The sequence below is a fragment of the Halomonas bluephagenesis genome, assembly GCF_054790765.1.
Window position 1 is genome coordinate 1,458,837 of sequence record NZ_CP133631.1, and the last position, 12,971, is coordinate 1,471,807.

Annotated in this window: 13 protein-coding genes; 3 read left to right on the forward strand and 10 right to left on the reverse strand. The window is 50.3% G+C overall.

Annotated features, from left to right (window positions below):
* Positions 1-311 precede the first annotated feature (311 nt).
* Entirely contained in the window at positions 312-1,208 is an 897-nt protein-coding gene (locus REH51_RS06425) for a flagellin N-terminal helical domain-containing protein (protein ID WP_498937233.1), read from the reverse strand.
* Between the two features lie 264 nt (positions 1,209-1,472).
* A complete protein-coding gene (gene fliD / locus REH51_RS06430; RefSeq protein ID WP_498937235.1) occupies positions 1,473-2,879 on the reverse strand; it encodes a flagellar filament capping protein FliD in 1,407 nt (468 codons plus the stop codon).
* A gap of 138 nt (positions 2,880-3,017) precedes the next feature.
* On the opposite strand from fliD (REH51_RS06430), the gene REH51_RS06435 reads away from it, so the two are divergent.
* Positions 3,018-4,034 carry an IS30 family transposase gene (locus REH51_RS06435; protein WP_234667734.1) on the forward strand — a complete coding sequence of 339 codons (1,017 nt, stop codon included), beginning with the start codon at positions 3,018-3,020 and terminating at the stop codon, positions 4,032-4,034.
* Between the two features lie 112 nt (positions 4,035-4,146).
* Here the strand turns inward: REH51_RS06435 and fliD (REH51_RS06440) are convergent, their stop codons facing one another.
* On the reverse strand, positions 4,147-5,505 hold the full coding sequence (gene fliD / locus REH51_RS06440) for a flagellar filament capping protein FliD (RefSeq protein ID WP_498937237.1): 1,359 nt from the start codon (positions 5,503-5,505) through the stop codon (positions 4,147-4,149).
* 447 nt (positions 5,506-5,952) lie between these two features.
* On the opposite strand from fliD (REH51_RS06440), the gene REH51_RS06445 reads away from it, so the two are divergent.
* Positions 5,953-6,282 carry a hypothetical protein gene (locus REH51_RS06445; protein WP_498937239.1) on the forward strand — a complete coding sequence of 110 codons (330 nt, stop codon included), beginning with the start codon at positions 5,953-5,955 and terminating at the stop codon, positions 6,280-6,282.
* Between the two features lie 450 nt (positions 6,283-6,732).
* Positions 6,733-7,734 (forward strand): serine hydrolase domain-containing protein, encoded by a 1,002-nt coding sequence (locus REH51_RS06450; RefSeq protein WP_498937241.1) that lies wholly within the window; start codon positions 6,733-6,735, stop codon positions 7,732-7,734.
* 53 nt (positions 7,735-7,787) lie between these two features.
* On the opposite strand, the gene REH51_RS06455 is transcribed toward REH51_RS06450, so the two are convergent.
* The 7 genes from REH51_RS06455 to REH51_RS06485 all read right to left on the reverse strand — a co-directional run bounded on the left by REH51_RS06455 (position 7,788) and on the right by REH51_RS06485 (position 12,902).
* On the reverse strand, positions 7,788-8,423 hold the full coding sequence (locus REH51_RS06455) for a YqhA family protein (protein WP_083817051.1): 636 nt from the start codon (positions 8,421-8,423) through the stop codon (positions 7,788-7,790).
* Between the two features lie 64 nt (positions 8,424-8,487).
* Positions 8,488-9,081 carry an exopolysaccharide biosynthesis protein gene (locus tag REH51_RS06460; RefSeq protein WP_498937243.1) on the reverse strand — a complete coding sequence of 198 codons (594 nt, stop codon included), beginning with the start codon at positions 9,079-9,081 and terminating at the stop codon, positions 8,488-8,490.
* Positions 9,082-9,182: 101 nt separating this feature from the next.
* A complete protein-coding gene (locus tag REH51_RS06465) occupies positions 9,183-9,635 on the reverse strand; it encodes a tellurite resistance TerB family protein (protein WP_498937245.1) in 453 nt (150 codons plus the stop codon).
* A gap of 109 nt (positions 9,636-9,744) precedes the next feature.
* Positions 9,745-10,758 carry a nucleoid-associated protein YejK gene (gene yejK, locus REH51_RS06470; RefSeq protein ID WP_009722818.1) on the reverse strand — a complete coding sequence of 338 codons (1,014 nt, stop codon included), beginning with the start codon at positions 10,756-10,758 and terminating at the stop codon, positions 9,745-9,747.
* 113 nt (positions 10,759-10,871) lie between these two features.
* Positions 10,872-11,633 (reverse strand): ABC transporter permease, encoded by a 762-nt coding sequence (locus tag REH51_RS06475; RefSeq protein ID WP_009722819.1) that lies wholly within the window; start codon positions 11,631-11,633, stop codon positions 10,872-10,874.
* Positions 11,630-12,565, reverse strand: a complete 936-nt coding sequence (locus REH51_RS06480) for an ABC transporter ATP-binding protein (RefSeq protein ID WP_009722820.1) — start codon at positions 12,563-12,565, stop codon at positions 11,630-11,632. Before REH51_RS06480 ends, REH51_RS06475 begins: the two co-directional genes overlap by 4 nt.
* A gap of 58 nt (positions 12,566-12,623) precedes the next feature.
* The gene (locus REH51_RS06485; RefSeq protein WP_498937247.1) at positions 12,624-12,902 is read right to left on the reverse strand and encodes a peptidylprolyl isomerase; all 279 of its coding nucleotides are present in this window, start codon (positions 12,900-12,902) and stop codon (positions 12,624-12,626) included.
* Positions 12,903-12,971 lie beyond the last annotated feature (69 nt).

Consider the following 12,971-nt stretch of genomic DNA (forward strand, 5'->3'; position numbering starts at 1 on the left):
TACCAGCCTTAATTTTCAACCTAGATCTCATTTCCTTGCATGACAGACCGAACATAGACCAACCCTCATCTCCCTTCTGTGAACTATGTGTATCCAAGGAGTAAACCTACCCTCGACATGTATATCAGCTGCAGGAAACCTAAATTTATAGATTAATTGCGGCCTTTTAGATCAGACGACAGCATCCCCAACAACTTGATTGTCCAATAAAAATTCCGGCATCAGTGGGCACTGATGCCGGAACATTGGCTTACCGGATAATCGACGTAAATATTAATTATCGGGCGTTATGACATTAACCTAAATTTGGCTTACTGGAGCAGAGAAAGAACGCTCTGCGGGCTCTGGTTCGCCTGGGCAAGGATAGAGGTCCCTGCCTGTTCGAGAATCTGCGCGCGAGTCAGGTTGGAACCCTCAACCGCGTAGTCAGCATCTTCAATACGTGAACGAGCTGCCTGTAAGTTCGTAGAAGTCGTCTGGATGTTGTCTAGCGCAGTTTCAAAGCGGTTCTGCATGGCACCCAAATTGCTACGTTCTTTATCAACAGTTGATAAGCGCTCGTCCAGAATCGCCAAAGAATTGGCTTGCAGAACATCAAAACCAGCAGCGCTAACGCCGCGGGTATCGCCAGTTGCGAGATTACCCTGCGTGCCTGCGGCCAACGCGGAGAGCATGTTCCAGCCACCAGCAGCAGTAGAATCGCCGGCACCACTCGCTCCGCCAATGCTAATTGAAATAGTTTCGCCGTCTTTAGCGCCAACTTGAATAGAAAAGCTAGTACCTGAGGCAGATGCATCAAACAAATCGCGCCCGTTAAACTGAGTTTGTTCAGTAACACGATCAATTTCAGCTAGACGCTCGTTAACTTCTTCCTGGATAGAGTCGATGTCTTGGGCAGTGTTGGTGTCATTCTGCGCCTGAACCGTCAACTCACGAATACGCTGCAAGTTGTCGTTAACTTGATCCAGCGCGCCTTCAGCTGTCTGTGCCAGCGAAATACCGTCGTTAGCATTACGTGATGCTTGGTTCAGACCAGTCACTGTGCTGGTCATGCGGTTAGCAATAGCCTGGCCAGCGGCATCGTCAGCAGCACTGTTGATACGCAGACCTGAAGAAAGGCGCTCTTGTGCTTGCTGTAGCGAGCTTTGTGCGCCTTTCAGGTTGTTTTGGCCAATCAACGCGGTGATGTTGGTATTGATAACAGACATGTGCTTCTCCTACATATAGTTACTGGCCTGATCGGCCTGCCTTACGGCTTTCTGCCGTTATATTAATTAACGGCAGCTAGGGGAAATACTTGAATTTTTTACGCTCTTTTTTGTAAAAAAGTATCAACCACTAACGTCTGCCACTACTTGCCCCTTTCAATAGCACAGCCTGTCGCTAATTTCATTCATACTGGCCACTTCGGCGCCATTAAAAAACCCCAACCTTTCGGGCTGGGGCTAAAAGAAAACTGAACTCGAAAGACGCTATCTACGATTTGCCATTTGCGAATTCATCATATCCAGCTGCTGGAACAAATAGCCGCTGGGGGAGTTCATTTGCGACATCATCATATCTAACTGAGTAAACTGCTTACGATAGCGCTCAACCGTGCGCTCAATAGACGTTTCCATTCGCTCAAAGCGGCTATCCAACGACTCCACTCGCCCCTCCGCACTACGCTGGGCACTGCCCAATGCGCCATTTTCGCTTAGCACCCTATCCAATACCGCACTTACCTGCCCCCCCATACCAGCGTCATCACTGTCGCTGGCAAAAAATGCCGCCACGGCATCTTGATTGTTCGCCACAGCATCACTCATTTTGGTTGAATCAAGCTCAAGGGTGCCATCTTTTTTAAGCTCAATACCGATGTCGGATAGGCGAGAGATATCACCGCCGGGCACATTACCTACCAGCGCAGAGCGCAACTGGGATTCAATAGAACGCACTGCACGATCACCAATCAAATCGCCTGCTGCATCGCCACCGCCATTGAAAGCCGTTAGCTCACCGATTTTGGCTTTCAGATCATTATAACCTTTTACAAAGCCTTCGACGGCTTCACGCACAGCCAACGTGTTTCGCGCGACGACTACGGTATTCGGGCTATCCGCTTCGGTCACCTTTTCTACATTTAGTGTCACACCAGCGATGGCACCTTGGACGCTATTAGTTTCACTGGTAATTGCAATCCCGTTTACTTTCAAATTGGCGTTACGACCTTCGTAAGCTGTGTTCGCATCAGAGGCAAGTACGACTCCACCCGCCAGCCCCGAGAAGGCCATACCATTGATAGACCCTTCTTCTCCGGTCTTCGCGGAGTTAAGCGCCAGCCGATACCCGCTACCATCGTTGACGATAGAAGCATTAACTTTTGGACCCTCTTCAAAATCAAAATCGTTAATCTGGTCGCGGATATCTTCGAGAGAACTACCTTCCGTCAGCGCGATAGTTCGCGTAATGTCATTATTATCAGCATCTTTTCCGAAGGTTAATGTCAGGCTTGCACCGGCCTCTGTTAGGCCCTGAGTAAGCGCATCATCCCCTTGAATGCTATTAGTGGCTAAGCTACCTGCACGGGCAAGCTGTGTTACCTCCACATCATAACGCCCTGCAGTTGCCTCACTACTAGCTGTTGCCTTTATAGCGGTGCCGCCACGTATTTCGGTAGACAAACTTTGATAAAGCTTGGGATCGTTCAGCTTGTTGACCGAGGTCTGAAACTGAGACATCGCACTTTTCAACTGACCGTACCCGGATATCTTTGCTTCTTGCTGCGTTTTTTGCTGAGTGATTGGTACCAACTTTTGGCGCTCTGCGCCGCGTAGCTGTTCCAATAGGCCAGTAAGATCCAGCCCTGATCCAACGCCAAGAGAGGTGATCTTAGCCATTGGCTCAGTTCCTTGTATATTTAGTTAATGATGCTTGTATTGAGCATATCGGCAAAAAAGGCAGCAACTTTAGCGCTTATTCTCCTTGGCCGCAGAAACTGAGTGCAACACCTGAGCATTTCGCTAAGGTGTTGTCCCATGTCTTACCTCGAACTCAGTATTGAAGAACGTGCCAGCATCCAAGTGGGTCAAGCCCAAGGGATGAGCCTTCGGCATATTGCCCAGCTCCTGGGGCGAGCTCCTTCAACCATCTCTCGTGAAATACGCCGTAACCAAATGGCCCAGAACGGTTACTGCGCCCGGTACGCCCAACGTCAGCGAGAAAAGCGTCGAGAGGTCTGTCGTCCTGCGCGTAAGCTTTTGCCAGGCACCGAGCGGTTTGATCTCATCGTGCATATGTTGCGGCGACGCTTGTCTCCCGAACAAATTAGCGGCAAGCTCAAGACGATGAAACTACCTGATTTGCGCGATGCCTACGTCTGCCGAGAGACCATCTACACGGCCATTTATGCCTTGCCTGTTGGCCACCTTCGCAAGGAACTGATTCACTGCTTGCGACAAGGTAAAACCACACGCAAGCCTCGCCGTGGCGAAGTGGATCGACGTGGCCAGATCCCTGACATGGTCAGCATTCACTTACGTCCGCCCGAGGTCAGTAAGCGTGAAATGCCCGGCCACTGGGAAGGCGATCTGATCAAAGGTAAGAATAACGCGTCCGCGGTAGGCACCTTGGTAGAGCTTAGTAGTGGCTATCTGATCCTCGCAAAAATGGACGACGCCACCGCCACCTCCGCCGTAGCAGGCTTTAGTGCTGCTCTGAATCGAATGCCGACCACCGCTCGAAAAAGCATGACCTATGATCAGGGGCGTGAAATGGCACAACATGCAAAAATCACTCAAGAAACCGGCGTTGCGATTTACTTTTGCGATCCCCATAGCCCCTGGCAACGTGGGGCCAATGAGAATATCAATGGCCTTATCCGTCAATATTTACCGAAAGGAACGGACCTTTCAGTACATAGCCAGGAAGAGCTGGACGCCATTGCCTTTGAGCTGAATATGCGACCTCGAAAACGCTTTGGATTTAAATGTCCGATAGAAGTGATGAGCGAGCTGATGGCCAAGTACCATGAAAGCCCATCAACCATCCAATGAGTGTGTTGCACTCAGAGTCTGCATCCGCCCTCCCTATCAGACATAAAAAAAGCCAAGTTAGTGAAACTTGGCTTCTTTTAAACGCTAAGCCAACTGTATGGTTTTGTTTTTATTAGCTTTGTGTTTGCTGCTGATTCAAGCCTGCCAGCTGCTGTGTCAAATAATTACTGGTGGAGTTCATTTGGGACATCATCGTATCCAATTGAGCGAACTGAGTACGATACCGCTCCACCGTCTCTTCAATACGAACCTCAGTGCGGGAGAGTCGATCATCAAAAGACTCAACTCGACGCTCTGACCCACTGATAGCGTTTTGCACGGCTCCTGAATCATTCAACATCTGTCCAATAGCCTCATTAACCTGCCCCGCCATACCGCTTTTGCTATCAGGCCCTGCAAAGAAATTCGCCAAAGCATCAGGCTGATTGGCAATTGCGCTGTTTAACACGCTTTCATCAAGTTCCAAAGTCCCATCTACTTGTAGAGAAATACCCACATCAGAGAGAACTCGTAAACCCTCCCCATCCACCATGCCGCTAAGTACACTACGTAGCGTAGATTCAACAGCACGAGTAGCACTATCGCCATTAAGTTGGCCCGCTTGGCCACTTGCGGCATCAAAGGCTGTCAAATCACCGATGGTGCCTTTCAGCGTATTAAACGCCTCAACAAAAGCCTTCACTTCTTCATTAATGGCCTGGCTGTCCTGGGCGACGGTAATGGTATTGGATGTATTCGCTTCATTTAGATTTAATGTTACTCCTTGGATGGCTTCTTCTATCTGGTTCGACGAGCTGACAATATCGATACCATTCACGTTAACGAGCGCATCTAAGCCTTCTTGCACTACCTGAGAATCACTGGTGGCAACATCATCGGCTAAAATATCGCTAAAATTGGTGCTTTGAATACTGGCATTCGCCCCTGTTTCTGTTGCATTAACCGACAACCGATACCCTTCGCCATCGTTGATAATAGAGGCATTCAAGCGACCATCACTTTCAGTGTTAATCGCATCACGAATATTTTCGAGAGAACTCCCATCTGCAATAGTGATGAGGCTCATATCACTATCTGAAAATGCAAATGCCAGTTCAGTATCACCGTCGATAATCGCTTCATCTGGCGCTGCTAAGCGTTCAGTTGCAAGGCTGCCTGCTGTGGCTAGCTGCTCTACGGCAACCTCATATTGGCCAGGCTGGGCATCATCACTGGTAACCGCACGAACTCCATCTCCCTCAACAGAGGTGGTTAAGCTTTCATAAAGATCAGCGTTATTAAGTGCTAAAGCCGCTGTTTGCAACTGCGATAGTCCACCTTTCAATTGCCCAAATGCAGATATTTTTGCTTGCTCAGATTCAACCTGCTGTCGAATTGGCACTAGCTTTTGCTGCTCTGCTTCACGAAGTTTATCTAACAAGCCGGTGAGATCCAATCCAGAGCCAATACCAAGTGATGTAATCAAAGCCATAAAACACATGCCTTTTCTAAAATGCTGCTACGCTTACTACCTACTATAAATACCGTTTGTGTATGAATTATTGCGTAGCACTATTTGTTGATTTCTTCACCCTGAAGTCTCGACAAGGTTAGCTATAGCTTGAACATAACACTCTTTGCTCACCATTTACGTAACGCAAAGTAACAATTGGTAGCGAAAATATTTTAACCGAATAAATTCAATTAATTAAACTCAACTATTAATCAAACACCACCCTTAACTTTATTCATCTTTACCTTCTGAATAGGCATTGGCATAAGAGTTCACTAATAAACCGTAGTATCTACTACCATGTAGCACCCTAATAGGGACAGAGGAACTACAACCCTCTAAATATAGACCTTGGTCTAACATCTGTATTGCTTTATAATGCACTGCAACAAGCCCATTTTAGGGCCGTTTGCAGGAGAACGACTTATGCCTTCCGAGGTGTCACACCCCGCATCCACCGTAGCGTCTGCCGCTTATCATGTGCAGCGCAGCCTACGCCACTGTCTTTCTACCGTTGCTGAGCTTCTTTACGATAACGGCCATGTGCTCGAAACTATTACCTTGCCGCAGCGCGGTCTTTCCCGGCGCGAGCTGGCTCATTTGAATGGTCATTGCGCTAGTTGGAAAACATGCCAACGGGTACTTGAAGAAAGCGGTGCCGCTGAATTTAATGATTATGACCGCTTCGTGCTGACCACGATGGGCCGTGAACTGATGTTTGATATGTTTGGTCAGGGTGCTGCCGACTGCGCTTAATCGCGCTCGTTTTGCTCTGAAAGCCACGGCATTGAGAACTGATCAGTACTGCTCTATAAACCAAAGCGCCCGCAAGACCTGCAGAAGGGGCCGCGGGCGCTTTTTTATTGGCGTGGTGTGCTTAGCGCAGTCCGAGCAACGATAAAATAAACAGCACAACAACGATTAGACCAATAATGTAGATAATGTTACGCATAACGGCACTCCTTGCTTTTTGCGTTTTGGGATTTGCTTTTCGTTTCAAAAAAGGCAGCCGGGTGCTTACCTTTGAAATAACACCCCAAGCCTAGCAGTGATTGGTTATGTTTGCGTAATTTACTCTTGATGGGGTTAACCTGCCTTTTATTGAACCTCCTGTCGCTTATCGCCTCGAACCTTGTACGATACTTATTTATCAAGACCCCCAGTTCGTATAATGATGAGTTAACTTTTATCTTAGAAGGTCCATTAATGCGCAGCCCTGCTCTCCCTCTACTGCTTACACTCACCGTGTCGTGGTTTCTTCCTACGTTTGCCTTAGCAAGCCAACCTTCGGCTGAGGCGCTGCAAACGCTTGATAAAAAAGCAGGAGCGCTCAGCCGTGTGCATACGGTGGTGGTCGCTTACCGAGGCGATATTGTTCACGAACGTCATCAAGGCGGCCCTGGACCGGCTAAACCCGCCAACATCAAGTCGCTTTCTAAAACCGTGCTAGCCGCTATTACTGGTGCGGCCATTGAAGACGGCATTATTGCGTCTACCGAGCAGCCCTTAGCAGACCTGTTAGGCCAACTACCTAGCGGCATAGACCCACGGGTAAACGATATTACTGTGGCGCATCTGCTTTCCTTACAGGCAGGCCTAGAACGTACATCGGGTAGCAACTATGGCGCCTGGGTCGCCAGCAGCAACTGGGTGAACGATGCGCTTACCCGCCCGTTTGTCGATGAACCCGGTGGTCGCATGCTCTACTCCACTGGCACTAGCCATTTACTCTCTGCGGCGCTAACCCAGGCAAGTGGTGAAAGTACTCATGCCCTTGCCCAGCGCCTGCTTGGCGAACCACTGGACATTACGATTCCTGCCTGGCCGCAAGACCCCCCAGGTATTTACTTTGGGGGCAACGATATGCAGCTTTCCCCAAGAGCGCTTGTGGAAGTAGGCGAACTTTATCGCAATGACGGCATGGTCGATGGCAAGCGAGTATTACCAGAAGGCTGGGTAGAGGCGTCGTGGACGCCGAGAGGTCAATCGCCCTGGACAGGCGATGGTTACGGCTACGGATGGTTTATCACCACTTTGGCGCAGGAGCCTGTTATGTACGGGCGTGGATACGGCGGCCAAGCACTTTATGTGATTCCCGAGCGGGAGATGACCCTGGTGATCACCTCCGACCCAACACCGCCTTCGCCCGGCGGTCAGTTTCAGCAGCAGCTAAACCAGTTAGTGGTTGGCTTGCTAGAAGATGAATAGCCAAAAAGTGAGTAGCGGCTCGTTTCTACCCATTCTTATTTACTTATCCTTATTTACTCATCTTTATGGCCAAGACTCATAAGATAAAGCGCTGCGGCAAGCGCCAGCACCGAAAGCGCGAGGTAGATGGCTTCCAGTGGCGTCGTGAAACGGATATCCACCACAGCGCGGAAAAACTCAATAATTACCGCAAGAATCACCACACGGGCAATTTTGTCCTTGAGCTGATCCAGCGAGCCTACGTTAAACGGGTGCTTGGGATAGCTCACTTCCGCCTGATCGATACGGGAAACAAACAGTCGATAGATACCTAGCCCGAAGATTAGCAGCACTATCGCAATCAAATAAACATCAACGGCGATAATAATGTCTGGCACCAAGGTGTCGTGAATATCTTGAGAGCTATCAATCAAGTAGTAACGCAGTACGTCACCCACCACAGTTAAGATATCTAGCGTTCCAACAATAAACAGCATCAGTGAGCCTAATAGGCTTGGCACTACCGCCAGCATTACCAGAAAGCGCGAATTCCAAAGCGCTGTTTCAATTCGCCGCTCCCAAGGCGATTGTTCGTGCGGCGTCTTGGGTGCGGGTGGCGGCGCTGAATGTGTCTGGGATGAATGTGGCGATGATGAGCTTGGTGACGACGAGCTTGATGATAACGAACTAGGCGGTACTGGATCAGACATGGTGCGAATTTTCTCCTTTAAAAAGTCGCCGATTTTGGCGGCGCTAGGATGATCGTACGCGGGTTTATAGCACGTTAATCAGCACAACGGTAAAGGTGACCCCGGTGAGTAGAAAACCCAGCGAGAGCATTATGCCGTCTCTGGCAACTAATCCTAAACCGAACAGTGTCAGCGCTAAACCCGCGCCGTTGGCGCTAAACGGAATAAACTCCATCGGCGGCATGGCTAACGCGATGAGTAAGCACATCACGGCAGTGACGCGTATCCCGATATAGCCGGTCATCCACGCTAGGCGCACCCCTAGCAAACCATCGACCCACTTGGCGGGCTTCTTCATATACTGGATGGCTTTATCGAATTTGGTTCGGGAGATCGAGCGTTTTCCCAGCCATTTAGGTAACCAGAAAGTTTCCCTGCCGATTAATAACTGAACGGACGTGAGCACTACCAGCATCGCCATTAGAGTTGGCATACCGGGAATATCACCAATGATGGGCGCGAGCGTAATTAGCCCGGCGACCAGCAACAGTGGCCCAAACGAACGCCTGCCTACCGCGTGAACCACGTCGTCTACGCTTACCTTGGCTTTTTCACGCTCCATTCGTTCCATGGTGTTAATCAGTTCGGTTAAGTTCGATGCATCCTGCATATCACTCATTGGCGTTTTGGCGCTCCATGTCCTGTTTCAATAGCTATAACAATGGCTATGTCGACGGCTCGGGGTTACTGCTTAGGTTTACTGTTTGTTGGAGCTTGCTGTTAAACCTGCGGCGTATTAGCAAGCTTGCTGCGAATAAAGTCGCTATGGCTGACGTGCAGGAGGTCTGCCAGCCGCCGGATACGGTGCTCTTCAAGCGGGTCGATGCTGCCGTCTGCCCAGGCAAGCTGCCACATTAATGCCACTAACTCGCAGCGCTGCTCATAAACGTAGTGCTCTTTTATCAGGCTGACAAACTGGTAATGATCGACGGCGTCATCCACTTCTGCTTCCGCCAACGTCATTAACTCGTTAACGTCGCTTTCACTTAGGTGGTAGCGATTGATTAACATCTGCTTCAGTGCGGCGCGTTCAGCATCGCTTTTATCGTAATCGGCGCGCATGACTTCACAAAGCACCGCCGCCGTTGCGAGTTCTAGCGTCAGGGTTTGATTATCGCGCTGTTCAGGTTCTGCCAGCGCGCGTTGGAAAAAATTGCTAATGGCATCCAGCACGTTAAGCTCTCCTGTTATTGAATCTTGCTATTCGACTGCAGTTACCGTACTAAGTGCCTAGACACTGCCTGAAAACTGGAAGCACACCTTACACCTCACAGTTGCTCCCTCACTCCTTGCGCTTCGCCAACTGCTCTTTTAGCTGTTTGGGCACTTGCTTGATAATCAGACGATCCTGGTTTTCATCGTACTCAATGCTGGACCCAAGCAGGTGAGAGTCAAAACTAATCGATACGCCCCCAGCGCGCCCGGTAAATCGGCGAAACTGACTGATGGTGCGCTTGTCCGGCGGGATCTCTGGAGAAAGACCGTAGTCAGCATTACGGATATGGTCGTAAAACGCTTTGGGCTGCTTTTCGTCCACCAGCCCCGAAAGTTCTTCTAACGTCATTGGCTCGCCACGGCGCAGCTGTTCATTGGCGTAGTCGACCAAAGTGTCGGTTTTTTCTCGGCTGGCTTCGTCGTCGTAGTCCTCTTTTTCGACGTAATCACTGAAGGCTTTCAGCAGCGTGCGGGTCTCGGCGGGAGCATCAATGCCCTCCTCCATTCCCAACAGCGCTACCAAACCATCGGCGAGCTTTTTGCCGCCGCGATCTTTTAAAAATGACACATATTGTGCGCTTTCAGAATCGCTCTGCCACTGGGTAAGGTTTACCCGTGCTGCCAGGGTGAGCTGGCTGGTATTAAGCTGCGCAGCGGGCACCGCTTGGTGTTCTGCGTTAATGCCAATACCTTCCCGTTGATGGACTAAGCCTAGAAACAGCGTCTCGGTATCGCCCTGTCGCAGATGTGCGAACACTAAGTAGCCGCTAACAGAGAGCTGCTCTTGCAGTGTTTGCGCCAAGCGTTCTGCAATAGCAATAGAAAGCTGGGTGAAATCCTGCTCTTCTGCCATATATGCCCGCAGCCAGGCGACCAGCGGCCCAGCCTGCTCGCCCTGCTCAGCAAATCGCCCCCACCCTTTGGCTTTGGTGTTGTAGGTGTCATTTAGCGAATTCACCAAGCTTGCCATCACTGGGTCGTCGTTGGCCGCGAGTGTTGACGCGGGTGCCGCCGTGACGGTCAAGCGTTCACCATCTAGCGATGGGTCAAGGCGGTGCACAATACTTTGCAGTAGCGGCATAAGCGGGAGTTACCTTTTATTTAAGAGCGGTTTAGCTAAGAACGATTGATTAAAAAACAAGTCATCATAAGAGCGGTGTTGGCAAAGAACCGCTCAACAGGCAATCAGCGCGTTTAGGGCTTTAAGCGATAACCGGTGCGGAAAATCCAGGCAATGGTGGCAAGGCTAGCGGCCAGGAAGAGCAGAATCATCGCCACGCTGGCCGCTAGGCTGACATCGCTAATGCCGTAGAAGCTCCAACGGAACCCACTGACCAAGTAGACCACAGGGTTGGCCAGAGTGACGGTTTGCCAAAACGGCGGCAGCATATCAATGGAATAGAAGCTGCCCCCCAAAAACGTTAGCGGCGTGATTACCAGCAAAGGCACCAACTGCAGCTTGTCGAAACCATCCGCCCAAATGCCGATAATAAAGCCCAGCAGGCTGAAAGTGACGGCGGTCAGCACCAGGAAGGTCAGCATCCAAATCGGATGAGCAATTTCCAGTGGCACAAATAAGCTGGACGTTGCCAGGATAATCAGCCCCAGAATAATCGATTTCGAGGCAGCAGCGCCTACGTAGCCAACCACCACTTCTAAATAAGAGATGGGCGCTGAGAGAATTTCATAAATGCTGCCGGAGAACTTCGGGAAGAAAATTCCAAACGAGGCATTAGAGACACTCTGGGTAAGTAGCATCAGCATAATCAGCCCAGGCACAATAAAGGCACCGTAGCTGACCCCGTTAATCTCGCTGATGCGTGAACCAATCGCCGCGCCAAACACCACAAAGTAAAGCGAGGTTGAAATCACTGGCGACACAATGCTTTGCAGCAACGTGCGGCGAGTACGCGCCATTTCCGCCATATAAATGGCACGAACGGGGTAGAGATTCATGGGCGCTCCTTTACCAAGTCGACGAAAATATCTTCCAACGAGCTTTGCCGGGTGTGCAGGTCTTTAAAGCCAATGCCCGCCTTTTCCAACTGCGTGAGCAGCGCAGAAATACCGCGGCCTTCCTCTTCCTGACGGCCATCGTAGGTGTACACCAATTCATAGCCATCTGCTGCCAGGCTCAGCTCGTCTTGATCAAGGGACGCAGGCAACGCAGAAAGTGGCGCGTGCAGCTGAAGCGTCAGTTGCTTGCTGCCAAGCTTGTTCATTAGCGCTGCTTTCTCTTCCACCAATACAATCTCACCGCGATTGATAACGCCAATGCGATCGGCCATTTCTTCGGCTTCTTCAATATAATGGGTGGTGAGAATGATCGTGACACCATTATCCCGCAGCCCGCGTACCACTTCCCACATATCACGGCGTAACTCGACGTCTACCCCGGCGGTGGGTTCATCTAGAAATAGAATGCGCGGTTCATGGGAGAGCGCTTTGGCGATCAATACGCGGCGCTTCATGCCACCCGAAAGAGTCATCAAACGATTGTTGCGTTTGTCCCACAAGGCCAGCGACTTAAGCACCTTCTCGATATGCGCTGGATTGGGCGGCTTTCCAAACAAGCCACGGCTAAAACTGACCGTGTTCCATACCGTTTCAAAGGCTTCGTTGGTCAGTTCTTGAGGCACAAGACCAATACGTTCGCGGGCCTGACGATAGTGGCTAACGCTATCATAGCCATCCACTAACACGTGGCCCTGGGTTGGGTTCACCAGCCCACACACCACGCTGATTAGCGTTGTTTTGCCCGCCCCATTGGGGCCAAGCAAGGCAAAAATCTCGCCGCGCTGAATGGTTAAATCCACACGGCTAAGGGCTTGAAAGCCACCTTCATAGGTTTTGTTCAAGCCTTCAATAGTAATAATGGGATCGTTCAAGGCGTGCTCCTCACACCGCGACAGCATTGCCGCGGTGCTTGACGGATGTTCGGCGCCATTAACTGCGGCTGGTGATTTCCAACAGGTGGTAGCCAAACTGGGTTTTGACCGGGCCGTGTACCTTGTTCAGGTCACCGCTGAAAACGACTTTGTCGAATTCCGGTACCATTTGGCCGGGGCCAAAGCTACCCAGATCACCGCCTTGACGGCCAGAAGGGCAGCTAGAGTGCTGCTTAGCCACTTCTGCGAAATCACGACCGTTTTCGATCTCTTGTTTCAGTGTGTTGCACTGCTCTTCACTGCTTACCAAAATATGACGGGGGCTGGCGCGTGCCATAACAAACTCCTAAGTAATAAAAAAAGAACCTACATAACCTGTTGCTGTTTCATTTTGCCATAACCGTCA

Excerpts from the sequence above, each read along its gene's own strand:
- REH51_RS06435 (WP_234667734.1), top strand. The coding sequence starts at position 3,018 with ATGTCTTACCTCGAACTCAGTATTGAAGAACGTGCCAGCATCCAAGTG.
- REH51_RS06475 (WP_009722819.1), bottom strand. The coding sequence starts at position 11,633 with ATGAATCTCTACCCCGTTCGTGCCATTTATATGGCGGAAATGGCGCGT.
- REH51_RS06450 (WP_498937241.1), top strand. The coding sequence starts at position 6,733 with ATGCGCAGCCCTGCTCTCCCTCTACTGCTTACACTCACCGTGTCGTGG.
- yejK (WP_009722818.1), bottom strand. The coding sequence starts at position 10,758 with ATGCCGCTACTGCAAAGTATTGTGCACCGCCTTGACCCATCGCTAGAT.
- REH51_RS06485 (WP_498937247.1), bottom strand. The coding sequence starts at position 12,902 with ATGGCACGCGCCAGCCCCCGTCATATTTTGGTAAGCAGTGAAGAGCAG.
- fliD (WP_498937237.1), bottom strand. The coding sequence starts at position 5,505 with ATGGCTTTGATTACATCACTTGGTATTGGCTCTGGATTGGATCTCACC.
- REH51_RS06425 (WP_498937233.1), bottom strand. The coding sequence starts at position 1,208 with ATGTCTGTTATCAATACCAACATCACCGCGTTGATTGGCCAAAACAAC.
- REH51_RS06460 (WP_498937243.1), bottom strand. The coding sequence starts at position 9,081 with ATGAGTGATATGCAGGATGCATCGAACTTAACCGAACTGATTAACACC.
- fliD (WP_498937235.1), bottom strand. The coding sequence starts at position 2,879 with ATGGCTAAGATCACCTCTCTTGGCGTTGGATCAGGGCTGGATCTTACT.
- REH51_RS06445 (WP_498937239.1), top strand. The coding sequence starts at position 5,953 with ATGCCTTCCGAGGTGTCACACCCCGCATCCACCGTAGCGTCTGCCGCT.
- REH51_RS06455 (WP_083817051.1), bottom strand. The coding sequence starts at position 8,423 with ATGTCTGATCCAGTACCGCCTAGTTCGTTATCATCAAGCTCGTCGTCA.